This window comes from Roseibium hamelinense (assembly GCF_007830545.1).
GTDB lineage: Bacteria > Pseudomonadota > Alphaproteobacteria > Rhizobiales > Stappiaceae > Roseibium > Roseibium hamelinense.
On the sequence record NZ_VLLF01000002.1, the window covers coordinates 251,853 to 274,699 of the forward strand.

Genomic DNA, 22,847 nt, shown 5'->3' on the forward strand with positions numbered 1-22,847 from the left:
ATGCGCGGCGCTATCCTAGCGATTGTACTGGCGATTGCAGCCATTGGTGGCTACATGTCGCTCTTCATCGTAAACCCAACCCAACAGGCCCTCGTGTTGACATTTGGTCAGATTGACAAGGTCGTCACCGAGCCCGGTTTGAACTTCAAGTACCCTTTGATCCAGAACGTCGTGTATCTGGACAAGCGGATCCTTGATTTGAACATGTCTCCGCAGGAAGTTATTGCGTCCGACAAAAAGCGCCTCGTCGTTGACGCTTTTGCCCGGTACAAAATCGACAATCCGGTTTTGTTCTATCAGCGTGTGAACAATATCCGGGAAGCAAACCAGCGCTTGTCGACCTTCTTGCAATCATCCTTGCGCTCGGTTCTTGCAACGGCGTCCTTTACGGCAGTTGTTCGGGATGACCGCTCAGGCCTCATGGAAAATATCCGCCGTGATGTTAGTGCGAGTGCTGCGGATCTCGGCATCGAAGTTGTTGATGTAAAAATCCGCCGTGCGGATCTTCCGGAGGCGAACTCGCAGGCCATCTTTGCACGCATGCAGACCGAACGTCAGCGGGAAGCAGCTGAAATCCGGGCACAGGGTGAAGAGCAATCTCGCCGAATCCGGTCGCGCGCTGACCGCGATGCGACAGTTCTGGTCGCTGAGGCACGCCGCGACTCCGAGATCATCCGCGGTGACGGGGATGCCGAGCGGAACCGGATTTTTGCCAATGCCTTTGGCGCTGATCCGGACTTCTTCGCCTTCTACCGGTCCATGCAAGCTTACGAAGCCGGTCTGCGTCAGGGCGACACAAGTCTCGTTCTGTCACCGGACAGCAGCTTCTTCCGCTATTTCAACAACCCGATGGGTCAGCCGTTGGAACAGGAGACGGCGCCGTCTGATACGACAACGGCACCTAACCTGGCGGCGACCCGTCCTGCACAGGCGCAATGAACGATCTGATTACTGGGATCGGTCTGGTGCTTGCGATTGAGGGAACCCTTTATGCAGTTGCACCAGGCGGCGCCAAGTCCATGATGCGCAGCGCCCTTGAAACACCGGATGGCGTGTTAAGGGGTGCGGGGCTTGTTGCCCTTGCGATCGGAGTTCTCGTTGTGTGGTTTGTGCGCGGATAACGCAAATGTTGTTAAACGGGCGGTCAACTTTTTGACCGCCCGTTTTATATTCGAATTCAGTTTTAATGCTGATAGTGTCTGTCTATGGACAGACCCTAAAAACGGGATGGAGGAAGACGCCCTATGGCCCCTCAGATGATTCAACGAAGCCTCGCGGCCTTGCGTACGGTTGGTGCGGCTGCGCTACTCGGCGGACTGGTTGCCCTGCAACCGGTGTGCAGTGCCTTTGCGCAAGGGCCAGCTTCGGTCGCCGATTTGGCGGAAAACCTCGCTGATGCGGTTGTGAATATCTCAACCGCGCAGACTGTAGAAGGGCGGCGGTCAGTGCCGATGCCGCAGGTTCCGGACGGATCGCCGTTCCAGGAGTTCTTTGAAGAGTTTTTCAACCGTCAGAACCGGGATGACGACCGCCCGCGCCGGGTTCAGTCCCTCGGATCGGGTTTTGTGATTGATGGCGAAGAAGGCATCATCATAACCAACAACCACGTCATCGAAGGCGCCGACGAGATAACGGCAAATTTCAATGACGGAACCAAACTGAAGGCCGAACTGATCGGCACGGATGAAAAGACCGATATTGCGGTCTTGAAAGTCGAGCCTGAAAGCCCGCTCAAGGCGGTCAATTTCGGCGATTCCGATGTATTGCGGGTCGGCGATTGGGTTATGGCGATCGGCAACCCGTTTGGCCTTGGCGGTACGGTCACCGTTGGCATCGTTTCATCGCTCAACCGCGACATCAACTCAGGTCCTTACGACAACTTCATTCAGACAGATGCGTCGATCAACCGGGGGAATTCCGGCGGGCCGCTGTTTGATATGCAAGGCAACGTGGTTGGTATCAACACGGCAATCATTTCGCCGTCCGGCGGATCAATCGGCATCGGTTTCGCAATTCCGGCCACAACGGCGACCCGTGTAATTGCTCAGCTGCGCGAGTTTGGCGAAACGCGGCGGGGCTGGCTTGGTGTGCGAATTCAAGAAGTCACCGATGAAATTGCCGAGAGCCTCGATATGAACGAGGCAATGGGCGCGCTTGTTGCCGGTGTTACTGCTGGCGGGCCTGCAGAAGAAGCCGAGATAGAACCGGGCGACGTTATTCTCGAGTTTGATGGCCGGGAAGTGGAATCCATGCGTGAGCTGCCGCGGATGGTAGCTGAAACGGCGATCGGCAAGGCGGTGACCGTGGTTGTTCTGCGCAAGGGCGAAAGAGTGACCCTGGATGTGACCCTAGGCCGCCTCGAAGAAGCTTCTGTTGATGGCGAAGCCTCTGAGGACATTGTCGAAGACGATGCTGAGACACCTGCGCAGCGGGAGATGCTGGGCATGATCCTATCGGAGCTTGACGAAGCCGGCCGTGAGGAATTCGGCATTGACGGTGATGTCACAGGTGTCCTCGTGCGCGAGGTCGCTCCAGGCTCATCTGCAGAGGAAAAACGGATCCAGGCCGGCGATGTGATCAAGGAAGTTGCCCAAGAGCCTGTGTCGACACCAGCCGAAGTTGGCGAGCAGGTTGAAAAACTCAAAGAAGACGGCCGCCGGACAGCTTTGCTGCTTTTGGCGAATGAAAGCGGCGAACTCCGGTTTGTACCCGTCCGGATTGAAGAATAGCAATTGCTGGCTGATCATTGAAAAGGGCGCCGGTGGCGCCCTTTTTTGTTCATCAATACTTCGGCATTTGCGGCTGTCTGCGGGCAGTGCAGCTGGCTAAACGAAGGAAAAATCGTCCTGGGCCGCTGGCAATGCCATGCCAACAGGATCAATAGACGCGGCGCCCATTTCAAGCGCCGGCAAGGAACTTTGCTCTGCAATCGCTTCAACACTGCTTGGAGCGTTCGCATTGGAGGTTGCACTCCTGACAGCATTTACAGCCTCGGCAACAGTGACAACCACGTTCACAACCGCATCGGCAACTGTCTCAAAAATGTCGGCGACCCGTGTCGCGGTCGCAGCGTCCCCTATGAGCGAACCAACAACCTCAATTCCGGTCGCGACTGCATCAATGACTTTGTCTGCAATTGATTTGAAAGAAGTCCACCAGCCCATTTCCTTGTCCTCACTCTATCTTGTTGTTGCAATGTCCGAAGCTCACTGACGCCTCACGGCCGTGCTTCGGAAATTACACTTTATACGAGTAATATGAAATGATGCATCTTAATTATGCAGCTAGGTGAAACACTGTTGCTTTGGCTGGCGCCAACACGCGCGCCATTTGCCATGCCTCTCAACCCTTTTTCGATGTGTTGTGCTGCGAAAAGCGCCGAATTTACAATTAGGTAGAGTAGCGATTTGTGCGCAGCTTGTACGGTTTCTTGGGAGTATCCGGGCCTCTGCAAGGCAGGTCCCTCAACATCACACACTGGTGCCGACAGCCCCTTAGCTCAGTGCAAAGTCGCGATTTGAGTAGCCTTGAAAATACAGCAGGGCGGTTAAGTCGCCATGGTCAATCCGGAAATCCGCGGCTTCCGCAACAGCCGGTTTCGCGCGGTAAGCAATTCCAGCACCGGCCAAATCGATCATCGCCAGATCGTTTGCACCGTCGCCAACCGCGATCGCATCGTTGGGCGTCAATTGCTTTTCGCTGAGCAGTTCCGCAAGGCGGTCTCTTTTGGCGTCCCGTCCCAGTATGGGCTCAGCCACCTTTCCGCTTAGTCTGCCGTTTTCTTCCAAAAGTGTGTTCGCCCGGTGTTCATCAAACCCGACCAGATTGGCAATGGCTTTTGTGAAGTGCGTAAAGCCCCCCGAAACCAGCGCGCAATAGGCGCCATTGGCCTTCATTGTCTGGACCAACGTGCGCCCCCCCGGCATCAGGTGGATGCGTGTCGACAAGACCGTTTCAATGGTCGATGTCGGCAGGCCTTCCAAAAGGGATACCCGCTCACGCAAGGCCGGCTCAAATGCGATCTCTCCGCGCATGGCACGTTCGGTGATTTTGGAAATACGGTCCTTCAAGCCAAGCTCTGCCGCAAGTTCATCGATACACTCTTGCCGGATCATCGTGGAATCCATGTCAGCGATCAGGAGTTTGCGGCGCCGTCCGTCCTGCAGCTGAACAAACACATCCACTTTTGCATCGCCGGTAACCCGCCGCAGGTGTGTCTCGAGCGACTTTTTGTCGAGGTTATCGACAAAGAGATCGGCAGCGATTCCGTCGGCCAGGATCACCGGCTCTCTCGACAGGTTGAGGGCATGGGTGGCCGCCTCCAGCAGCGCCTCGTTGACGGCAGGCCTTGCCGGATTTGACACGAGCGTTGCAACAAGAGACATGGAGCGGATCCTGAGTTTGGAATGGGCAAAGCAATGGTGAGTGTTCGGGCTATTTTGATAGCTGGACCGACAGCAAGCGGCAAGTCGGCCTTGGCGCTGGAATTGGCAGAACGTCTTGATGGCGTGATTGTGAATGCCGATTCCATGCAAGTGTATGCCGAATTGCGTGTCTTGACCGCCCGCCCGAATGAGCAGGACACAAAACGAGCAGCGCATCGGCTGTATGGTTTCGTGCCGGCTTCAACAGCCTTTTCAACCGGCGACTGGCAGCGCTCTGCAAAGCGGGAAATCGAGGCCATTTGCGCGTCCGGCCGGCTGCCGATTGTCGTGGGCGGCACCGGTCTGTATTTCAAGGCATTGACCGGCGGGTTGGCAAAGGTCCCGGACATTGACCCAGCTGTTCGCCTTGAATGCCGGCAGCTGGCCGAAGAAGGCGGCACCGCTGCAGTTCGCGCGGCCTTGGCGGGTCTTGATCCTGAAGCTTCGAACACTCTTGAAGACCTGCAGCGGCTGACCCGCGCTCTGGAAGTCGTCCGTTCGACCGGCCGTCGCCTTGCTGACTGGCAACAAGAAGCTCATGGTGCACCAGTCTTGGATGAAACCGGGACTGCGCAATTGGTTCTCGCGCCGCCGCGGCCCTGGTTGCACGCGCGTATCCGGCAGCGGGCAGAGATTATCCTGGGGGAGGAGGGCCTTTCCGAGGTCTGCAAGCTGCTGGACATGGATTTGCCGGCAACTCTCCCGGCCATGCGGGCTATTGGTGTGTCCGAGGCGGCAGCTCTCTTGAAGGCGGAGTTATCAGCCGGCGAGGCAGCGGAACAGTTGACTATCTCGACGCGCCAGTATGCCAAGCGGCAAGAGACGTGGTTTCGAAATCAGATGGGCCATTGGCCAAGGCTCGATCCGTCACAAAACTGTTCACAGGCTTTGGCGATTGATTTCATGCGCAAAATTGAACAAGCCTATCCCTGATTGTGCGCCGCAACGTAAGTTACGCGTGAAATCCTCTGGATTATCCTTTATTGTTGCCAGCAATAATCATTGGGTCCGAAGCCCGGTAGCGAGTGAATGCGCCTTTTGGTTGTATTCACTTGGATGGCAGGTCCGCCTGTCCGCAAATGTAGTGGGGTCGGGGCCAAGGGAGGCAGAGGTGCAACACTTGGTTATGCAGAACGGCTCCGTGCGTCTTGAGCAGTTTCAAAAAGACGACGTGGACCTTGTCCGCAATCTTTGGTCGGATCCCCGCGTAGCGCGGTTTTTGTCGTCTGACGACAATGCATGGTCGTGCGACGCAGCAGAGACATTTGTTGCAGACGCGATCGCCGATCAGGAAAGGCACGGGTTTTCAAGATGGAAAGTCGTCACAGTGTTCGGCGAATTAATTGGCTGGGCAGGTTTTGCCATCCTCGATGAAACTTCAGAAGTCGAGCTCGACTATTGTTTTTTCTTGGACGCAATTGAGGATGACCCGGGCATGCCCGAACGGATCTCCCGCGACTTGATCGACTGGTTTTTTGAGAACACGTATTTCTCGCATCTGGTCTCGGTTGTCCGCACGGACAACAGGATGGTCCGCAACGTCATGCTCGAATGCGGCTTCTGTTATCGGGAGAGCCGGCGGATCAACGGCATGCCATGTGATGTGTTCCAAATGCTCAGTCCGTCGATGCAGAGCTTTGTTTTGTCCGCCTGAGCGAGGCAGGGGGAAACGCCTGTGCCGCCGGTGCAATCTGGGCGGGTTCGGCGGCGCGATCACAATTAAGGGAAAAACCTGATCCCCAAAAAGATCATTGAATTGTCGCATATGGCACACATATCCCTGCTAGCTCTCGCAGCCGCAGGGTGGGGAAGCCAAGAGACAACACAGTGGAGGGTTCTGTGCAAAGTTTCTCGCGAGTGGCTGGTGAATACAGGCTGGTTCCGCTCGAACCGACCGATGTATCCGACATGGCTGCATTGTTGAGCCAGCCACGCTTGTGTTCCAGGAATGGGATGACCGAGCGCATGGTCGATACCGAAATGTGCCTGCGGCGATTAAGTTCAGCCTTGGAAACGCGAAGCACATTCGGCTTGCAAACATGGAAAGTGCTGGCTAACGACGGCACGCTGCTTGGCCTGAGTGGGTTCTCTGTTATGGAGGAGACGTCTGAGGTCAATCTAACCTACTGCTTTTCCGAGCATGCGCTTAAAGTAGACCCAAAGATCGCGCATGATATCTGCAAAGACGTGATCGACGTATTTTTTGACAGTACGTACTTTACGCATCTCGTGTGTCTGGCGCGGCGCGGAGACGAAAAGCTCGCGGCACACCTGAAAGAGCTGGAGTTCTCTTTCCGCGAAACCCGGCAAATTGCCGGTGAAACGGTCGACGTCTATCAGGTGCTCAGCCCGATCGTTGCCGGCTATCTGAAAGCGGGCTGATAGCGGTTTCTGGTTGTCCTGCTCTGGCTGCACGACTATGTCGGCTGGACCTTGCGCGGCTGGCTTTACTGTAGCTATGGAAATAAAAACGGCGCCCGAACACCTGCGCGTCAGGTCTTGCGGGCCTCTACCTATTTTACGCGTTGCAACAAGGGGTGTCCGTTCGGCGCCCAATACGCGCGGTGTATCAGCTTTTGACCCTTGACCACGCTTCCAGCATGTCGCGCGCCTTTTTAGGGCCGAATGTCAATTCGTAAAAATCAAACAGGTCCGGTCGTATCGAAGCGAAAAAATAGCAAAAATGCAGTTTGAAAAACCGATAGCGCAGGTGATTGAGCAGTTCTTTGGGCATCCTGTCGGGAATGCGTGCGCTATACCGTCTCGGTTCCGGGCGGGTCTCCGTGTTTGACAGCATGGTGGCATAGCGTGCGACAGGTGGTGTGCGTCCCCCACAAATCGGATCGTGCGGGGAGTAAATATCTGTCCAGTCGACATCCGACCGGGCCACGGCCGACATTGCTTCGCTGAAGCTGCCCTGGTTTCCAAAGCCGCCCAAACAGTCGAATGCGGGTCCAAGCGTTACAAATGCAAAGCCACCGCGGCGCTGTCCGAAACCGGGCCGACGCTGCAATATGGCAGCGAGAATGTAGATTGCAACAAAGGTTCCGCAGCTATGCGATACGAAAACGATCTCCTCGTCGGCGTCTGCCTGTGCCTCCAAGGCCACGATTTTTTCTGCAAACTCTTCGATCTTTGATTGCATCGGTCCGTGTTTTTGGTGCGCCAGCCGGGCCATGAAATGCCAGCTGTTGATCAGATAGCGGAGATATATGCGAGGCTCCAACCAAGACATGAACCGTTGGAATGCCGCGATCCACAAACAGCTTGCACCGACTACAATTGCCCCGGCGAAAAGGCCTGACGTCTCATCCGGCAGCAGGGAATTTGCAAGGCGAAAGGCCGGAATAGCGAAAAGCAGCGGCGGTACAAATGCGACAAGAATCCAGAGCACGAGACCAACCGCAGGATACAGACAGAACAGACCATGCGCCCAATTGCTTTTAAGCACCGCGCGATATCCGTCCGCCCTGGCATAAAGCCAGAACGACCTGATTGCATCGACTGCCATACGTGGCCAGGAACGCTGAAAATCCGGCTTGATAACATCGCGCCAACCAAGCTGCAGAAAGCGGGCCGTTACAGGTCCGGACGGCCATTCCACTTGCACCTCCCATTTCGCCGATGCAAGTTGGCACGCGGGGCGGTCCTCAAGATCGCTCAGCGCGCCGGTAATCCGCCTCAGTTTCAAAAAGGCGGAAAACTCGCGATTGATCAGGCCGAAGGTCTGTTTGACGGGGCGAATATCGTACCCGGGGCAATAGATGACAAGACGTTTCAAACTTCCGGTATCTCGTTTTCGGGCGCAGTGCCGGCTGGACGCGGCGTCCTCGCGCCCATGTATGTAATCCGCATCACGAAAACACCAGTTCTTCCTGTCCTGTGAGCGCGACGAATATGGCCGGGTTGCGACGCCACCGCCCGGCCATGCCTTTTTGGTCCAAGCTTAGACTGCCTGAAGCGCGCCTGGGTTCGACCCTTGCTGGCGCAGGGCGAGCTTGTTCATTGCCGAAACGTAGGCTCTCGCCGACGCGACTAGCGTATCGGTATCCGCGCCTTTGCCGGTGGAGATCCGGCCATTGGCCTCCAGCCGGACAGACACTTCTGCCTGAGCATCGGTGCCTTCAGTGACGGCATGAACCTGGTAGAGCTGCAGCGTTGCCTCGTGCGGGCAGATGGCTTTGATCGCGTTGAACGTCGCATCGACCGGGCCGTCGCCGGTCGCCTCGCGGGTTTCGTGCTTGCCGTTGACATCCATGGTCAAAATCGCCTTCTGCGGTCCGCCGGTTCCGGCAATGACCGTCAACGCAATAACCTTTGTGTTTTCTCCGGCGATTGCGATTTCGTCCTCGACCAGGGCTTCAATATCTTCGTCATAAACGTGTTTTTTGCGGTCGGCGAGATCCTTGAACCGCCGGAAAGCTTCCTGCAGTGCGTTGTCACCCAGATCGTACCCCAACTCACGCAGCTTGTCCTTGAAGGCGTGGCGGCCGGAGTGCTTGCCCATCACCAGAGAAGTTGCCTTAACCCCCACATCTTCGGGACGCATGATTTCATAGGTTTCCGCGTTTTTCAGCATTCCATCCTGGTGAATGCCGCTCTCATGGGCAAACGCATTCTTGCCGACGATGGCCTTGTTGTACTGAACAGCGAAGCCGGACGCGCCAGACACCAGCTTGGAGGCGCGCATCAGGAATTTCGGGTCCACCTGACACGTATAGGGCAGGGCATCGCTTCGGGTGCGGATGGCCATGACAATCTCTTCCAGGGATGCATTGCCTGCACGCTCGCCGAGCCCGTTCACCGCGCATTCGATCTGGCGTGCGCCGCCAGCGACACCGGCCAGCGAATTCGCGACCGCAAGGCCCAGATCATTGTGAGTGTGAACAGAGAAGATCGCCTGATCGGAATTGGGCACTCGCTCGATGATATCCTCGAACATTTTCTTGTATTCATCAGGCGTGGCATAGCCGACTGTGTCGGGCAAATTGATGGTCGTTGCGCCGCAGCGGATCGCTTCTTCAACGCACCGGCACAGATAGTCGAGCGGTGTGCGGGTTGCGTCCATCGCCGACCATTCCACATCGTCGATCAGATTACGGGCGCGCGTCACTGTGTCGGTAACAATTTCAAGAACCTGTTCCTGGGTCTTGTTCATCTGATATTTCAGATGGATCGGCGAGGTCGAAACAAAGGTGTGGATCCGGCCATGCTTGGCGTGCGTGACGGCGTCGCCGCACCGGTCAATGTCGGCATGGATCGCACGTGCCAAGCCGGCGATCACCGAATTCTTTGAATTGCGGGCGATCTCGCTGACCGCTTCAAAGTCGCCGTTGGAGGCGATCGGAAAGCCAGCCTCAATGATATCAACGCCCATCTCATCGAGAATTTCGGCGATCTGTAATTTTTCTTCCAGCGTCATGGACGCGCCAGGCGACTGCTCGCCGTCGCGCAAGGTCGTATCAAAGATCCGGACCTGATTGGAATTGGTGGTCATGGCGTTTTTCCTTACCCTTGATCGCTGCCCGGACAGTTTTAGCCATCAGGGTCCCGGCGCGATCTTGTCATGTCAAGATTGTGTTGCGCTTTTCTCCCCTGAGTGCCCGTCCTTCAAAATTCAAACGGATCAGCCGACGCTCAGGGGCATCTAAGGAGGAGGTCGCCAAGTAGAAGAAGGCCGCCGCGCAGGGGCAGCGCGTCGCTGGAGAACGTGGCAATGTCGCGTGTTGCGATCATGCGGATAACATCTCGGCCTTCTCGTGTCACGGAAGCGAGTGTGCGCCAGAACCATGACCCCTCGGTAAATCTATATTTCTATTAGATCAGCTTTTTCACCGATGCAACCGTTCGTTCGGCATTTTGAGCCGCCGCCTGCCACGCTCCCCTTGTTGACACACCGCATCGGTTCGCGAACCCGGCAACTTTCCGAGGCGTTTTCCTGCTTTATCAGATAAACAACTCGCCGCGGGCAATCAGTTTTGCCTGCCCACCAATGCGCACAGCATGCATCTTGGTGCCGTCAACATCGACTTCCAGATCGATCAGCGATGGACGTCCCATGACAAAACCCTGTTCGATGCGTATGTGGTGCGTGCCGCCTTTCAAGCCATCATAATAGTGGACAACGCCTGCGAAGGCTGCCGCGGCCGAGCCTGTCGCAGGGTCTTCCGGAATACCCATATCCGGGGCAAACATCCGAGCCTGAAACGCGCTGTCATGCGATCTTGTCTCGCGGCAGTAGACATAGGCATCATTGTGTTCATCATGACCGAAACCGGCTTTCCAGCGGGACAGAACCGGTTTGGCCCGCGCCAATGCATCAAGGTTTCGGACCGGGACGAAATTGAACGGCGAGCCGACTTTGAACCGGCAAGGGTCATGGTTTTCAAATCCGATATCGCTCGGGTCGAGATTGAGCGCTTCGGCGATCAGCTCGTTGTTTTGTGTCGGACCCGCTGGTTCCGGAAGTCTCGGCACATCGAACTCCGCAAATGCGGCGGCGTTCTGCTTCAGCACCACGGCGCAGCGAACGACGCCGATATTCTGTTTCAAGACCACGACCGCGTCCTGCTCGCCTTCGATATCACCGAAGCGTTCGGTCGCCAGCAGGATCGCCGTTCCGATGGTCGGATGGCCGGCAAACGGCAGCTCGACTTTTGGCGTGAATATCCGCACATTTGCGGAGTGCCCCGGGTTTTCCGGCGGAAACACGAACACGGTTTCCGACAGATTGAACTCACCGGCGATCGCCAACATTTTCTCGTCGCTCAAACCTTCCGAATCAAGCACCACGGCAAGCGGATTTCCAGCAAGCGGTGTGTTGGTGAAAACGTCCAGAATGGCATAGCGGCGGCCCATCAGCGCGGTCTCCCTTAAGCAGTCAGGTGAGCTTGTTTGGCGAGTCGCGGCGACTTTGGCACGGACAGTTGCGGATCGCCAGCCTCCATCTCATTGGTTCAGTAAACAAATTCTTTCAGGAGGATGGTGCATACTGAACAATGGTGGATAAAACATGTGCACCCAGCGCGCGCGCATAAGGCAGCATACTTGGATCGGTGAGTTCCTCCGGCCGGCGATAGATCTTTATGTCGGAGAGTTCCTGTTCATCGGAAGCTTTGGAATGGTGTAGTATCTGGGTGCGTAGGCTGTGCGCATTCAGGTCGACAAATATCACTTTGGCAATGGAGATCCGAGGGCCGTCCGACGCTAAGTAAAGTGGTCCTTCCGTCGTTGTATTCCTGCTGAGCCCGGTTTCCTCTTCCAGTTCACGATAAATTGCCGCCTCAAGATCCACATAACCATCGGCGTCAACATCGCTCGGATCCAGGTTGCCGCCGGGCGGATAAATCAGCCCGGCTGTCGCTGTGTGAGGCGCCATCACCCCGTAAAGCAGCGCTCCGTCGGAGCTGATCAGGACGGCGGATCCGAACAGATTAAAGGCTGAGGCATCAGGAGCCCCCCAGTCCCGCCAGGCGAGATAGGCCGCAAAACTTGTCTCGCAGCAAGTGCCGGCAAAAACGCCCTTTTTGAAGGTGTATCCGGTGAGCTTGAGAGTGCGGCCGTTCCAGATATGCGGGTTCTTGGCTTGTGCCTGCGCAAAATGCGCAGCAATTGCCTCCGAGTTGTCTTCCTCGAAATGCCACGGCGCGGTCGAGAGGCGCACCTTCAAGTCCGTCAGGGGATGCACCTGTGGTTCGAGGCGCTTTTCCATTAGTGGCGCCTGCGCGCCTGGCATGAGCTTGCTCGGTTGCGTGCCTATGGTCGTGTAACCGCAATGTTCATAAAACGGTCCTGCGTGGACGTCGCTCTCCAGATAGACGCGCTGGCGACCGAGGGTGCGCGCGTGGTCTTCGGCGCGCATCAAGAGCAGCTTGCCCAGCCCGCGCCGCTGGGCTTCGGGGGCGACAAACAGGTGGTCCAGCAGCAATGTTTTCTCAGCGATCGGTTCGACCGCGAAATAGCCGAGCGCGGTCCCGTCCTGTTCCGCGACGACGACGCTCTGAGCGGCAATTTGTTCTTCGGTCACGCTGTCATGAGTTTCGATCAAAGCCAATTGATCCGCTGTGTATCCCCAGGCTGCTTTCGAACGATGCATTAACGTCGTCAAAGTCCGGGCATCTTCCAGCACGGCCGGGCGTAGTTTGAGCGGCATGAAACAACTTTCAAATCGAAACAGTGCGCAAGGTGCTACAGACCGAATGTGTCTTTGGAAAGAAGCCTCACGCAAAACAAGGCCGCTGACGGGAGCGGCCTTCTAAGGGCATTTGCCATGCTATGGACGGATAAACGTACCGTTTTGCAACTCGGTGACGGCTTGCATCAGTTCCTGCCGGGTGTTCATGACAATTGGCCCGTGCCAAGCGACGGGTTCTTTGATCGGAGCGCCGGAAACCAGCAGGAACCGGATCCCTTCGTCCCCGGCCTGAACAACAATCTCGTCACCGGTGCCGAAGATTACAAGTGTCCTGTTGCCGGTCTGGTCGCGGATCTTCAGTTCCTCGCCGCCAAACTCCTTCTCTGTCAACACCCCGACCGGGTTGGATGCGCCCTCGAAAGTGCCCGATCCTTCGAAGATGTAGGCAAAGGTCTGTTTGTAGGTATCGACCTTGAAACGTTTCCTCTTTCCGGCCGGAACATGGATGTCGAGATATTGCGGATCGGCTGCAATGCCGTCGACCGGACCTGTTTTGCCCCAGAATTCGCCAATTATCACCCGAGCCGACGTGCCGTCGTCGTCCACAACCACGGGAATGTCTTTTCCTTGAACGTCCTGATAACGCGGCTCTGTCATTTTGAGGGATGAAGGCAGGTTTGCCCAAAGCTGAAAGCCGTGCATGCGGCCGTTCGCGTCGCCTTTCGGCATTTCCTGGTGCATGATTCCGCGGCCGGCCGTCATCCATTGAACATCGCCGGCGCCAAGGTTTCCGGTGTTGCCGAGGCTGTCGCCGTGTTCCACCGTCCCGGCCAGCACATAGGTGATGGTCTCAATGCCGCGGTGCGGGTGCCAGGGAAAGCCTTTTAAAAAATCGTCAGGGCGCTCGTTTCTGAAGTCATCCAGCAACAGGAAGGGGTCGAGCATGGTCGGATCTTGAAACCCGAACGCGCGCTCGAGCTTGACGCCGGCGCCCTCAAGCGTTGGCTGAGTTTTGCCGACATGTGTGACAGGGCGAATGGACATCAAAGTCTCCTGTTCGGTTTCGGTTAGATCCTTACATAATCCAGCTCTGACGTTGGGACAGCATCTGAATATTGGACGAACTGTTTCCGAATCTCGAACAGTCATTTCTCTTCAGCTGTGCTCGAAACCCTTTCGCCCAGGCTGAATAGCTGTATGATCGCGGCGATTTCTAGGACTGTCCGCTGGTGATTTGGCCGGCTTCATTTCAAACAGCGAGGGCGTATGGCTCCGGCGATTGCCATCAAGGACCTTTCAAAAACATACGAAACCGGGTTCGAGGCGTTAAAGCGTGTCAATCTTGATATTGAGCGTGGCGAATTGTTCGCGCTTTTGGGCCCCAACGGAGCGGGTAAAACCACGCTCATCAGCATCGTTTGCGGCTTGATCAAAGCGACCGGCGGTACGGTCAAGGTTGAAGGACATGACATTGTCACCGACTACCGCGCGGCACGGTCGCTGATTGGTCTGGTGCCGCAAGAATTGACGACCGAAGCCTTTGAAACGGTTCGCGCGACGGTGAGCTTCAGCCGTGGCTTGTTCGGTCTTAAAAAAGACCCGGCCCACGTTGAGAACGTTCTTCGGCAGCTCTCACTTTGGGACAAGCGCGACAACAAGATCATAACCTTGTCAGGTGGCATGAAACGCCGTGTTCTGATTGCCAAAGCGCTCGCCCACGAGCCTAGGGTGCTTTTCTTGGATGAGCCGACCGCCGGTGTGGATGTCGAATTGCGACGGGACATGTGGGAAATCGTCCGCGGCCTCCGAGAGTCGGGTGTCACCATCATATTGACAACGCACTACATCGAAGAGGCCGAGGAAATGGCCGATCGTGTAGGTGTCATCAACAATGGCGAGATAATACTGGTCGAGGAAAAATCTGAGCTGATGCAAAAGCTTGGCCGCAAGCGGCTGATCCTTCAGCTCGGATCGACAATTAGTGCCATCCCCGATGGTCTTGCCAGTTATGATTTGGAACTCTCCGGCCAGGGGGACGAGCTTGTCTACACGTACGACACACATGGCGGGCGAACAGGTATCACCAACTTGATGAATGACTTGAGAGACAGTGGCCTGCGGTTGAAGGACCTCCAGACCAAACAGGATTCTCTAGAAAAAATATTCGTTGATCTGGTGCACAAGGACTGAGAAATGTCGCAAGAAAACCACAGGTTCCGGCGTGCGACCGTCTTGGATCTCGGCAGTCTTACAGCGCTGTGTCTGTTGTCGAAACAGTCTAATGGTTACGATGACGCGTTCATGGCGCAGTGTCTTGAAGAGCTGAGGGTGCGCCCTGACTGGCTGGAGGATGAATTCTGGCTAGCCGAGACACAAGACGGCGAACTTGTCGGCTGTGCCCGATTGCGTTTCGAGGGCTCAACACAAGGCGAAATCGCCACGTGCTTTGTTCATCCGGATCACCACGGCAAGAGCATTGGCCGGAGATTGATGAACCGTCTTCTGGAGAGTGCAAATTGCAGCGGGCTCAGCAGCATCGTTTTGGACGCTGATCCAAATGCCGTGCCATTCTACGAGAAAATGGGGTTTCAGGTGATTGACGAAACCCCATCCGGGTCTATTCCCGGGCGCTTTTTGCCTCTCACGGAACTTTGCATGTCCCCGAACAAGGATCGGACACCGAGCGCATGAATTACCGTGCCATCCTCGCCATTTATCAGTTTGAAATGAACCGCACCAAACGGACGATCTTTCAAAGCGTCGTTTCGCCGGTCATTTCTACAGCGCTGTATTTTGTCGTTTTCGGCGCTGCGATCGGCAGCCAGATTTCGGAGGTTGAAGGGATCAGCTATGGCGCTTTCATCGTGCCGGGCTTGACCATGTTGTCGATCCTGACCCAAAGCATTTCCAATGCTTCATTCGGGATCTATTTTCCGCGGTTTACCGGCACGATCTACGAGGTCATGTCGGCACCGGTATCGTTCATCGAAATCGTCATAGGTTATGTTGGTGCGGCAGCCACGAAGGCTGTTCTGGTTGGGTCGATCATTCTGATCACGGCGACTTTCTTCGTTGACCTGCGTATCGAGCACCCGGTGTGGATGGTGGCGTTCTTGCTCCTCACCGCCATCACTTTCTCCCTGTTCGGGTTCATAATCGGCATCTGGTCCGCCAATTTCGAGCAGTTGCAATTCGTTCCGCTGCTGGTCGTCACACCGCTGGCATTTCTTGGTGGGAGCTTCTATTCGATCAACATGCTGCCCGAATTCTGGCAAAAGGTGACGCTGCTCAACCCCGCTGTCTATTTGATCTCCGGTTTCCGCTGGAGCTTTTATGGTCAGGCCGATGTAAATGTGCTCTTGAGCTTCGGGATGACGTTTGTTTTCCTTGGTATTTGTCTGGTGCTCATCAGGCGGATATTCAAATCCGGGTACCGGTTGAGAGCCTAGAGTGGACTTGGGGGCAATGACAATCTCACACAGAATTCGGCACGCCGCCTCTTGGCCTGTACGTTTGATTGCGATTGCCGCCATATGTCTCAGCCTTGCGGCGTGCCAAACCGCCGGGACGGTTTCGCAGACAGCGCCCGTCCAAGGCGCGCCCGTTCAATCGGCTGCGATTTCAGCGCCCTCTCAAATCGCGCCGGTCGCGTACGCGCCGTCAACAGCTGTTCCGCAGGGTTATTCTGCGCTCGTCATCGACATGTCCAGCGGACGGGAACTGTTTTCTGAAAATGCCGATGCAGCCCGGTTTCCGGCATCGCTCACAAAAATGATGACGCTTTATCTGTTGTACGAGGAAATCGCGTCAGGCCGGTTGTCGCGGTCTACGCCTTTGCAGATATCGGAAAACGCTGCGGCGCAGCCACCTTCGAAAATCGGTATTCGGCCGGGTATGACAATGACGGTTGATCAGGCAGCCCGGGCCCTTTCGGTGAAGTCTGGCAATGACGTTGCGATCGCCGTTGCCGAAACGGTTGCGGGCAGTGAGGACGCGTTTGTGCGCCGGATGAACGCGAAGGCGCGCAGTCTCGGGATGACCCGGACACGGTTTACAAACCCTTCCGGGCTGCCCGACACCGCCCAGGTCACAACAGCGCGCGATATGGCGAAACTCGGTCTGGCGCTGAAGCGCCGCTTTCCGCAATATGCCAGTTACTACCGGGCTCAATCCTTCACCTTTAATGGCCGAACCTACCGGGCGACAAATAATCTGCTCGGCAAAGTGCGCGGCGTTGACGGATTGAAAACGGGATACATCCGCTTGTCAGGCTACAATCTGGTCGCGACCGCCCGGCGCGGCGGCCAACAGCGGATGGTGATTGTCATGGGTGGCCGCAGTGAAGCTGCACGCGACACCGAAGTCACCCGCCTCATCGAGGCCCATTTTTAAAGTCTACACGCCAAAGGCCAATAACATGACCACCCCTGAGTTCGTCCCAGGTGACAAGAAATATGCTGCCGATCTGGCTGCGCTTTGCGACATCGCATCCCGTGGCCGCAATGCGGCGCTTTGGCAAAAGGCCGTGGATGAGGGGCAATCCAAATCTGTGTTTGAAATTGGCCGACAAGGCATGCTGATCCCTGGACATGATTTGTCGATGGAGCATGCAAGTGTTGCCCTTGTTGAGGGGGCGGTCGTTGGTGCGGTGTTTGGGATGACCCGCGCCAAAGACTACGGCGAAACCGTCGATCCCGAACAGTATGGTCCGGACATGCGCAATGAGCTGGAACTCAAAGCGATGACCGGCGGTTCCTGGTATCTGGCCGTGATCGGGGTTTACAGGGAACTGCGCGGACTTGGCTACGGCAAGGCTTTGATGAAGCAAGCGGCCAAGCGCGCCCGGGCGGAGAAAAACCGGAAGATGACGCTGATTGTTGCCAAGTCGAATGCCTCGGCGGTTCAGCTGTACCTCAAATCGGGATTCCGGGTTGTGGAGGAACGAAGCTGTCCGCCCGTCCGCGATATTGATGTGCCGGAAACGTGGTTCTTGATGCGCCGCGTTCTGACGCCGTGACAGCGGCAGCCGAGGGCGTCGGTTAAGCAGCCGCTTCTTCTGCGCTTGTGTGCGGACGCGAAACGGAAACGCGATTGCGACCCGCATTTTTTGATCTGTACAGGCACTCGTCAACCGCCTTCATGATCCCGTCCGGTGTCCGGTTTGCGCCCGTCCCGTGGAAAACACCAGCGGAAACGGTGATGCGCAAGTCTTCGTCTGCAAAATCGAAAATATGCCCAGAAACCAGACTGCGCAGGCGCTCAGCTATTTTAATGGCGTTAGCCTCGCTGACATTCGGCATCAATACCGCGAATTCCTCGCCGCCAAGCCGCGCGAAACAGTCATGATCCCTAAGGTGAGTTTCGATGAGTTCGGCGAATTCTTCAAGTATTCGGTCACCGATCACATGGCCATACCGGTCGTTCACCGATTTAAAATGATCGATATCAAACTGCACCACCGCGAAAGGGTAGTCCTGCGCTGCAACCAACCTTGCCAGCTGCCGTTCGAACTCGCGCCGGTTGAAAATGCCTGTCAGCGGATCGCGGCGTGAGGCGTCGCGATAGTCATGGGCCTTTTGTTCGAACGACAGGCACAGGGCACAGGCCCCTGTGAGCGCTGAAAAAACCAGACTTGTAAACAAATGCGTTGTCAGAACGATATTGGAGCGGAGCCCGGCATCGGCCGACGGATCCAGGACCAGTCCGTGCACGGTCCGAATGAGCCCTTCAATAGCCATGAGAGAAAATGCACCCAGCATGCCATAGGCCGAGATGAGGCCCTGGCGGCCGGCGTGCAGGTAAGTCCACATGGCATTTACGGCGAGACCGGTGACCAGCATATTTGTGCCCAGATAAACCAGCCTGTAATCGCCGAGGACCATGGCTGGAAGGGTTGCCACGGCGAGTGCAGCAAGCGGCCCCCAGAATACCGAGCCATCGTAGGAACTGCCACAGATCTGGCGGGCAGCATGAACATGGTAGGCAAAGCCCAGCATGAGAAGGAAATTCGGTAAGATATAGATCGACGACAGCGGCAGCCGCGCTTCCAAGGAATATGCGATGAGGGCAGCAGCGAGGAGAAGATTGGCGGTTGCCCAGGAACGCCAGTAGGGCGCATTCGCTATGCGGCGAGCCAGCGCTGCGAAACAAGATGCAAATATGAACAGCACCACAAGATTTGCGGCATATAGTGTTGGGATGTCCATTCGATCTCTTTTATCTGCGCTCAGCCCCCCAGCCGACATTGGTATTTTAGGAGAGAGGCGACACTGTCCGGTTAGAGAAAAGAATGCGATTTGAAACAAATGCCCCTAAACCCGTTTTGTTGTGCTGTTTGACGGAATTGTTTCGACCTTCTGACGGAAGCGACCATGAGGTAGAGCTCTGAAAAAATGCAAGAATCTACCCAGCTCCGATGACTTCAGGAGTTTGCTGACAGCCTGTCATCTTGCATTTTTTTTAATATATTTTCGCCCGTTGCAAGCCTTTGGAACTTTACGAATTTCCCGTTTTGGGCTGTTGTTCCGTCCAGAGTCTTACCTAAGGTCAGATTTATGCATTTGTCGGACGTCTCGACGACCGGGCGAAAGGTGCAAACTCGCGTGGACAATAGGCGTTTGTTACCCGTCGGGATCATCGGTCTTCCAAACAGGCCAAAATGAACAAAGCCCGCCTGAGGGCGGGCTTTGATGTCTTGGACGAACCCGGGAGGGTCTGCGTTAGTTCTTGGTCTTGTCGACGAGGGCGTTGGACTTGATCCAGGGCATCATGCCACGGAGTTTCTCACCAACTTCCTCGATCTGGTGCGCGTCGTTCAGGCGACGGGTCGCTTTGAACTTCGCAGCGCCGGCCCGGTACTCCTGCATCCAGTCGGAGGTGAACTTGCCGGTCTGAATGTCGGTCAGAACGCGCTTCATCTCGGCCTTGGTTTCTTCGGTCACGATGCGCGGACCGGTGACATACTCACCCCACTCTGCCGTGTTGGAGATCGAGTAGTTCATGTTTGCGATGCCGCCTTCGTAAATTAGGTCGACGATCAGCTTCACTTCGTGCAGGCACTCGAAATAGGCCATTTCCGGGGCATAGCCGGCTTCAACGAGGGTTTCGAACCCGGCACGGATCAGCTCGACCAGGCCGCCGCACAATACAGCCTGTTCCCCGAAGAGATCGGTTTCACACTCTTCCTTGAAGGTGGTCTCGATGATGCCGGACCGGCCGCCGCCAACGCCGCAGGCATAGGACAGGCCAAGGTCCAGTGCGTTGCCGGATGCATCGTGATGGACGGCCACCAGGCACGGAACGCCGCCGCCTTTTTGGTATTCGCCGCGCACCGTGTGGCCCGGACCCTTCGGCGCGACCATTAGAACATCGACGGTGTCTTTGGGTTCGATCAGGCCGAAATGCACGTTGAGGCCGTGGGCAAACGCGATGGCTGCGCCATCCCGGATGTTGTCAGCGATGTGGTCCTTGTAGATGTCGGCCTGCAACTCGTCTGGAGTTGCCATCATCATCAAATCCGCCCATGCAGCTGCTTCAGCAACCGTCATGACCTTAAAACCGTCGGCTTCGGCCTTCAGAGCCGTTGTTGAGCCTGCACGCAGAGCGACAACAATTTCGCTCTGACCGCTGTCTTTCAGGTTCATTGCATGGGCACGACCCTGAGAACCGTAACCGATAATGGCGACTTTTTTGGATTTGATCAGATTCAGATCGGCATCACGGTCATAATAAACACGCATGGGGTTGTCCTTTCTCCCGTTGTTTGTTCATCCGGCGGCGCGGCACCTAAGCGCCGTACAGCCGGTAAAATTGATCCACGGCCGTTGCAGCCTGGGCATCGAGGTCGCGCTCGGCGGCGCTTGCCGTATCGCCCAAGAGCAGACGGATGTGGATGTCTCGTACGGCGAGCCCGTAGAGGATCTGGTAGGCCTCTTCCGGGTCGTCAAATTTCAAAAGGCCCTTGTGGCGGCCGGCTTCCAACAGCGACCTGGCGCGGGCGCTGATCATGTGTTTGCCGCGCACCAGCAGCAGATTTCCCAACCGGTTTTCCTCACGCGTCGAATTGGAAATCGACAATCGATTAAGTGCCAAGGAGGATTCGCCGAACAAAACGGTTAGCAGCTCTTTCACAAAGGCTGTGACGTGCCGCCGGAATGTCTGCGCGTCGGCGGTTGCTCCGGCTTCCGATGGAAAATGAACCTTGCTCGCCTGAAAGGCGACAACCGCGGCCAATAGGCCGTCCCGATCTCCAAACCACTTGTAGAGGCTTTCCTTGGAGCAGTTTGCTGTGCGCGCAAGGCCGGCCGTTGTCAGTGCCTTTTCACCGCCTTCCACCAACAGGGTAAGTGCATGCGCGAGCACAGCTTCCTGGCGGGGAGTGAACTCCGGCGCGGCGTCCGGGGCGGATGTGGAAATGTCGAATGCGGAACTGGTCATGGCAACGTGGTGGGAACCGGAAATCAAAAGAACCGTACCGTACGGTTCGTGTTGGTTATCGTGTTTTTGCTGCCGACGGTCAAGCCATTTTCGTATCGAATTTTAAAACAGGCTGAATTGGCCTGTGCGGTCCATTAGATGGGCCGTATTCTTGCCGGGCATGGCCATTTGTGCTTTGTCGGCCTGGGGCCGGATGGGTTGATTGATGGAGAAGCAGGATGGCAGATACACATAGTCTATGGGGTGTCTTGGCATTTTTTGGTGCAGTCACTCTCTCCGCATATGCGCCCGTTGCGGCGGAAGCACCCTCTTTTGATTGTGCGCTTGCCGAGAGTTCTGCGGAAAAACTCGTTTGTTCCAACAGCGATCTCGCCGAACTCGATCAAAAGCTCGCCGGGACCTACGCCAAGGCGGTTTCTGCGCTGGGACAAGCGGCTGATGCCACACAGGCGCTGAATAGGTTGAAGGCAACCCAGCGTGGTTGGGTGAAGGGCCGTGACGAGTGCTGGAAAGCGTCCGATGAACAGGCTTGTATCAAAGAGGCCTATGAACGCCGGATTGGAATGCTCACGGCCCGCTACATGCTTATCCCGGATGTCGAGCCGGTTTTCTACACGTGCAATGGAAACCCTGCCGACGAAATCGTTGCGAGTTTCTATCCGTCAACACCGGCGTCTGTGCGTCTGGAGCGGGGAGATACGGTGGAAGCTGCGGTGCAGGCTGTTTCCGGCTCAGGAGCCCGGTATCTCGGCAATTTCGGCCTTGTTTTCTGGGTCAAGGGCGATGAGGCAATGGTGACATGGCCGCAGGAAGCCGAGTTCACATGCGAGGTGCGCAAGTAACCTACACAGGCCACCATGCCAATACGTCATGTCTAGGGTTTACGTCTCCATCACAGGGCTGCGGCTGTATAGCTGGCTCCACACCCCCCGATTTTGGCTGTACGCTTTTGCGTGAATGGCTCAGGCCAGATCAGCCGACGGGAATCTCTTTGCCGATGCGCGCTCGGTTGATGATGTGCAGCACACATTGACTGTTTGGAACAGCGAGACAGCCATGAAGCGCTTTTTGTACCGAGGGGCACATCGGAAAGCGATCCGGCAAGCAGATAACATCGGGGCAGGAAATACCTGCGGTTATGAAACCGCCGAAATACCGGATTGGGAAACGGCGCTTGCGCACTGGCGCCAGCATGCAACTGATTATCGCACAACCGGCATCGCCTAGCGGCTGGCCGCGGCCATGGCTGCGCCGAATCCAACAAACAGGCCGCCTGTGATACGGCGCGCAAGGCGCATGCGTTTCGGTGATATGATGAACCGGCGCAGGTGGTTCCCAGCAACCGCGATTGCTGCGTGATTGAGCCAGCATAGCGCGGCATAGGTCAGCGACAGGATAACCACCTGATCGATCTGTATGCCGGATTTCGACATGAATTGCGGAAACAAGGCCGAAATCACCAGTATTGCCTTCGGATTGGTGACCGACACTGCCAAAGCCTGGATGAAGAGCGCGCTGTGGCTCTTCCGGGTGCACAAAGCGCCGTCCAGTGTATTGAAGCCTGTTTTGTCGCGCCAAACCTTGGTGCCGAGATAAATCAGATAGGCGGCCCCGGCAAATTTCAGCACCGTAAAGGCGAGGGCGGATGTCGCCATGATGGCGCCAAATCCGAAGGCAACGGCGAATCCGAGAACAATCAGTCCAATCGCATTGCCGGTTGCCGAGGCAAGCGTGGCATTGCGGCCGAACCTCAAAGTGTTGCTTATGGCCAGCAGCACAGCTGGGCCGGGGCTGATTGCGGGGACAAGCGCAACCAGGATGAATAGCAGCCAGGTTTCCAAAGGCATTTTAGT

General features: G+C 56.2%; 24 protein-coding genes. 13 read left to right on the forward strand and 11 right to left on the reverse strand.

The genetic code is table 11. The features are described 5' to 3' along the window. From hflC to JM93_RS05945, 3 genes are all read left to right on the forward strand, one after another. Nucleotides 1-939 carry a protease modulator HflC gene (gene hflC, locus JM93_RS05935; RefSeq protein WP_145341265.1) on the forward strand — a complete coding sequence of 313 codons (939 nt, stop codon included), beginning with the start codon at nucleotides 1-3 and terminating at the stop codon, nucleotides 937-939. Beyond that, nucleotides 936-1,121 carry a DUF2065 domain-containing protein gene (locus JM93_RS05940; protein ID WP_145341266.1) on the forward strand — a complete coding sequence of 62 codons (186 nt, stop codon included), beginning with the start codon at nucleotides 936-938 and terminating at the stop codon, nucleotides 1,119-1,121. The genes hflC and JM93_RS05940 overlap by 4 nt, the downstream gene beginning before the upstream one ends. Before the next feature lie 123 nt (nucleotides 1,122-1,244). Further along, complete coding sequence (locus JM93_RS05945) at nucleotides 1,245-2,729, forward strand: DegQ family serine endoprotease (protein ID WP_145341267.1); 1,485 nt, start codon at nucleotides 1,245-1,247, stop codon at nucleotides 2,727-2,729. 96 nt (nucleotides 2,730-2,825) lie between these two features. Here the strand turns inward: JM93_RS05945 and JM93_RS05950 are convergent, their stop codons facing one another. Then, nucleotides 2,826-3,164, reverse strand: coding sequence for a hypothetical protein (locus JM93_RS05950; protein ID WP_145341268.1), 339 nt, complete (start codon nucleotides 3,162-3,164; stop codon nucleotides 2,826-2,828). Between the two features lie 330 nt (nucleotides 3,165-3,494). Continuing rightward, the gene (serB, locus tag JM93_RS05955; RefSeq protein WP_145341269.1) at nucleotides 3,495-4,385 is read right to left on the reverse strand and encodes a phosphoserine phosphatase SerB; all 891 of its coding nucleotides are present in this window, start codon (nucleotides 4,383-4,385) and stop codon (nucleotides 3,495-3,497) included. 21 nt (nucleotides 4,386-4,406) lie between these two features. On the opposite strand from serB, the gene miaA reads away from it, so the two are divergent. From miaA to JM93_RS05970, 3 genes are all read left to right on the forward strand, one after another. Then, complete coding sequence (gene miaA / locus JM93_RS05960; protein ID WP_145341270.1) at nucleotides 4,407-5,357, forward strand: tRNA (adenosine(37)-N6)-dimethylallyltransferase MiaA; 951 nt, start codon at nucleotides 4,407-4,409, stop codon at nucleotides 5,355-5,357. A 178-nt stretch (nucleotides 5,358-5,535) separates the two neighbouring features. Further along, nucleotides 5,536-6,078, forward strand: coding sequence for a GNAT family N-acetyltransferase (locus JM93_RS05965; protein WP_145341271.1), 543 nt, complete (start codon nucleotides 5,536-5,538; stop codon nucleotides 6,076-6,078). A 185-nt stretch (nucleotides 6,079-6,263) separates the two neighbouring features. Further along, a complete protein-coding gene (locus tag JM93_RS05970; RefSeq protein WP_145341272.1) occupies nucleotides 6,264-6,806 on the forward strand; it encodes a GNAT family N-acetyltransferase in 543 nt (180 codons plus the stop codon). Between the two features lie 187 nt (nucleotides 6,807-6,993). Here the strand turns inward: JM93_RS05970 and JM93_RS05975 are convergent, their stop codons facing one another. The 5 genes from JM93_RS05975 to JM93_RS05995 all read right to left on the reverse strand — a co-directional run bounded on the left by JM93_RS05975 (nucleotide 6,994) and on the right by JM93_RS05995 (nucleotide 13,602). Next, the gene (locus JM93_RS05975) at nucleotides 6,994-8,205 is read right to left on the reverse strand and encodes a hypothetical protein (RefSeq protein WP_145341273.1); all 1,212 of its coding nucleotides are present in this window, start codon (nucleotides 8,203-8,205) and stop codon (nucleotides 6,994-6,996) included. 165 nt (nucleotides 8,206-8,370) lie between these two features. Continuing rightward, on the reverse strand, nucleotides 8,371-9,921 hold the full coding sequence (locus tag JM93_RS05980; protein WP_145341274.1) for a 2-isopropylmalate synthase: 1,551 nt from the start codon (nucleotides 9,919-9,921) through the stop codon (nucleotides 8,371-8,373). A gap of 449 nt (nucleotides 9,922-10,370) precedes the next feature. Next, nucleotides 10,371-11,282, reverse strand: coding sequence for a PhzF family phenazine biosynthesis protein (locus tag JM93_RS05985; RefSeq protein ID WP_145341275.1), 912 nt, complete (start codon nucleotides 11,280-11,282; stop codon nucleotides 10,371-10,373). 115 nt (nucleotides 11,283-11,397) lie between these two features. Further along, nucleotides 11,398-12,576, reverse strand: a complete 1,179-nt coding sequence (locus tag JM93_RS05990) for a GNAT family N-acetyltransferase (RefSeq protein ID WP_145341276.1) — start codon at nucleotides 12,574-12,576, stop codon at nucleotides 11,398-11,400. A 120-nt stretch (nucleotides 12,577-12,696) separates the two neighbouring features. Continuing rightward, nucleotides 12,697-13,602: a pirin family protein gene (locus tag JM93_RS05995; RefSeq protein ID WP_145341277.1), complete on the reverse strand. Its 906-nt coding sequence runs from the start codon at nucleotides 13,600-13,602 to the stop codon at nucleotides 12,697-12,699. A gap of 222 nt (nucleotides 13,603-13,824) precedes the next feature. Between JM93_RS05995 and JM93_RS06000 the strand changes: the two genes are divergently transcribed. Genes JM93_RS06000 through JM93_RS06020 form a run of 5 tightly spaced genes read left to right on the forward strand, consistent with a single transcriptional unit; the run spans nucleotide 13,825 to nucleotide 17,575 of the window. Continuing rightward, nucleotides 13,825-14,748, forward strand: coding sequence for an ABC transporter ATP-binding protein (locus JM93_RS06000; RefSeq protein WP_145341278.1), 924 nt, complete (start codon nucleotides 13,825-13,827; stop codon nucleotides 14,746-14,748). A gap of 3 nt (nucleotides 14,749-14,751) precedes the next feature. Further along, nucleotides 14,752-15,249, forward strand: coding sequence for a GNAT family N-acetyltransferase (locus JM93_RS06005; protein ID WP_145341280.1), 498 nt, complete (start codon nucleotides 14,752-14,754; stop codon nucleotides 15,247-15,249). Then, nucleotides 15,246-16,007, forward strand: a complete 762-nt coding sequence (locus tag JM93_RS06010; protein ID WP_145341282.1) for an ABC transporter permease — start codon at nucleotides 15,246-15,248, stop codon at nucleotides 16,005-16,007. Before JM93_RS06005 ends, JM93_RS06010 begins: the two co-directional genes overlap by 4 nt. A gap of 16 nt (nucleotides 16,008-16,023) precedes the next feature. Continuing rightward, nucleotides 16,024-16,950 carry a D-alanyl-D-alanine carboxypeptidase family protein gene (locus tag JM93_RS06015; RefSeq protein WP_145341285.1) on the forward strand — a complete coding sequence of 309 codons (927 nt, stop codon included), beginning with the start codon at nucleotides 16,024-16,026 and terminating at the stop codon, nucleotides 16,948-16,950. Nucleotides 16,951-16,975: 25 nt separating this feature from the next. Further along, nucleotides 16,976-17,575, forward strand: a complete 600-nt coding sequence (locus JM93_RS06020) for a GNAT family N-acetyltransferase (protein WP_145341287.1) — start codon at nucleotides 16,976-16,978, stop codon at nucleotides 17,573-17,575. Between the two features lie 22 nt (nucleotides 17,576-17,597). Here JM93_RS06020 and JM93_RS06025 read toward each other — a convergent pair whose 3' ends face one another. The 3 genes from JM93_RS06025 to JM93_RS06035 all read right to left on the reverse strand — a co-directional run bounded on the left by JM93_RS06025 (nucleotide 17,598) and on the right by JM93_RS06035 (nucleotide 20,994). After that, the gene (locus JM93_RS06025; protein WP_170230552.1) at nucleotides 17,598-18,764 is read right to left on the reverse strand and encodes a GGDEF domain-containing protein; all 1,167 of its coding nucleotides are present in this window, start codon (nucleotides 18,762-18,764) and stop codon (nucleotides 17,598-17,600) included. Between the two features lie 513 nt (nucleotides 18,765-19,277). Next, nucleotides 19,278-20,297: a ketol-acid reductoisomerase gene (gene ilvC, locus JM93_RS06030; RefSeq protein ID WP_145341291.1), complete on the reverse strand. Its 1,020-nt coding sequence runs from the start codon at nucleotides 20,295-20,297 to the stop codon at nucleotides 19,278-19,280. A gap of 46 nt (nucleotides 20,298-20,343) precedes the next feature. Then, nucleotides 20,344-20,994, reverse strand: coding sequence for a TetR/AcrR family transcriptional regulator C-terminal domain-containing protein (locus JM93_RS06035; RefSeq protein ID WP_145341293.1), 651 nt, complete (start codon nucleotides 20,992-20,994; stop codon nucleotides 20,344-20,346). A 218-nt stretch (nucleotides 20,995-21,212) separates the two neighbouring features. On the opposite strand from JM93_RS06035, the gene JM93_RS06040 reads away from it, so the two are divergent. Together JM93_RS06040 and JM93_RS22090 are read left to right on the forward strand one after the other, a co-directional pair. Beyond that, on the forward strand, nucleotides 21,213-21,836 hold the full coding sequence (locus JM93_RS06040; RefSeq protein WP_145341295.1) for an MliC family protein: 624 nt from the start codon (nucleotides 21,213-21,215) through the stop codon (nucleotides 21,834-21,836). Between the two features lie 214 nt (nucleotides 21,837-22,050). Further along, entirely contained in the window at nucleotides 22,051-22,221 is a 171-nt protein-coding gene (locus JM93_RS22090; RefSeq protein ID WP_244300772.1) for a hypothetical protein, read from the forward strand. Here the strand turns inward: JM93_RS22090 and JM93_RS06050 are convergent. Further along, the gene (locus tag JM93_RS06050; protein WP_145341298.1) at nucleotides 22,218-22,841 is read right to left on the reverse strand and encodes a LysE family translocator; all 624 of its coding nucleotides are present in this window, start codon (nucleotides 22,839-22,841) and stop codon (nucleotides 22,218-22,220) included. The genes JM93_RS22090 and JM93_RS06050 overlap by 4 nt on opposite strands. Nucleotides 22,842-22,847: the final 6 nt, after the last annotated feature.

Coding starts and splice junctions, on each gene's coding strand:
- JM93_RS05980 (WP_145341274.1), bottom strand. CDS start 9,921: ATGACCACCAATTCCAATCAGGTCCGGATCTTTGATACGACCTTGCGC.
- JM93_RS06035 (WP_145341293.1), bottom strand. CDS start 20,994: ATGACCAGTTCCGCATTCGACATTTCCACATCCGCCCCGGACGCCGCG.
- JM93_RS06025 (WP_170230552.1), bottom strand. CDS start 18,764: ATGGACATCCCAACACTATATGCCGCAAATCTTGTGGTGCTGTTCATA.
- JM93_RS06010 (WP_145341282.1), top strand. CDS start 15,246: ATGAATTACCGTGCCATCCTCGCCATTTATCAGTTTGAAATGAACCGC.
- JM93_RS05995 (WP_145341277.1), bottom strand. CDS start 13,602: ATGTCCATTCGCCCTGTCACACATGTCGGCAAAACTCAGCCAACGCTT.
- JM93_RS06005 (WP_145341280.1), top strand. CDS start 14,752: ATGTCGCAAGAAAACCACAGGTTCCGGCGTGCGACCGTCTTGGATCTC.
- miaA (WP_145341270.1), top strand. CDS start 4,407: ATGGGCAAAGCAATGGTGAGTGTTCGGGCTATTTTGATAGCTGGACCG.
- JM93_RS06040 (WP_145341295.1), top strand. CDS start 21,213: ATGGCAGATACACATAGTCTATGGGGTGTCTTGGCATTTTTTGGTGCA.
- JM93_RS06000 (WP_145341278.1), top strand. CDS start 13,825: ATGGCTCCGGCGATTGCCATCAAGGACCTTTCAAAAACATACGAAACC.
- ilvC (WP_145341291.1), bottom strand. CDS start 20,297: ATGCGTGTTTATTATGACCGTGATGCCGATCTGAATCTGATCAAATCC.
- JM93_RS05945 (WP_145341267.1), top strand. CDS start 1,245: ATGGCCCCTCAGATGATTCAACGAAGCCTCGCGGCCTTGCGTACGGTT.
- JM93_RS06015 (WP_145341285.1), top strand. CDS start 16,024: ATGACAATCTCACACAGAATTCGGCACGCCGCCTCTTGGCCTGTACGT.
- JM93_RS06050 (WP_145341298.1), bottom strand. CDS start 22,841: ATGCCTTTGGAAACCTGGCTGCTATTCATCCTGGTTGCGCTTGTCCCC.
- JM93_RS22090 (WP_244300772.1), top strand. CDS start 22,051: ATGAAGCGCTTTTTGTACCGAGGGGCACATCGGAAAGCGATCCGGCAA.
- JM93_RS05985 (WP_145341275.1), bottom strand. CDS start 11,282: ATGGGCCGCCGCTATGCCATTCTGGACGTTTTCACCAACACACCGCTT.
- hflC (WP_145341265.1), top strand. CDS start 1: ATGCGCGGCGCTATCCTAGCGATTGTACTGGCGATTGCAGCCATTGGT.
- JM93_RS05950 (WP_145341268.1), bottom strand. CDS start 3,164: ATGGGCTGGTGGACTTCTTTCAAATCAATTGCAGACAAAGTCATTGAT.
- JM93_RS05990 (WP_145341276.1), bottom strand. CDS start 12,576: ATGCCGCTCAAACTACGCCCGGCCGTGCTGGAAGATGCCCGGACTTTG.
- serB (WP_145341269.1), bottom strand. CDS start 4,385: ATGTCTCTTGTTGCAACGCTCGTGTCAAATCCGGCAAGGCCTGCCGTC.
- JM93_RS06020 (WP_145341287.1), top strand. CDS start 16,976: ATGACCACCCCTGAGTTCGTCCCAGGTGACAAGAAATATGCTGCCGAT.
- JM93_RS05940 (WP_145341266.1), top strand. CDS start 936: ATGAACGATCTGATTACTGGGATCGGTCTGGTGCTTGCGATTGAGGGA.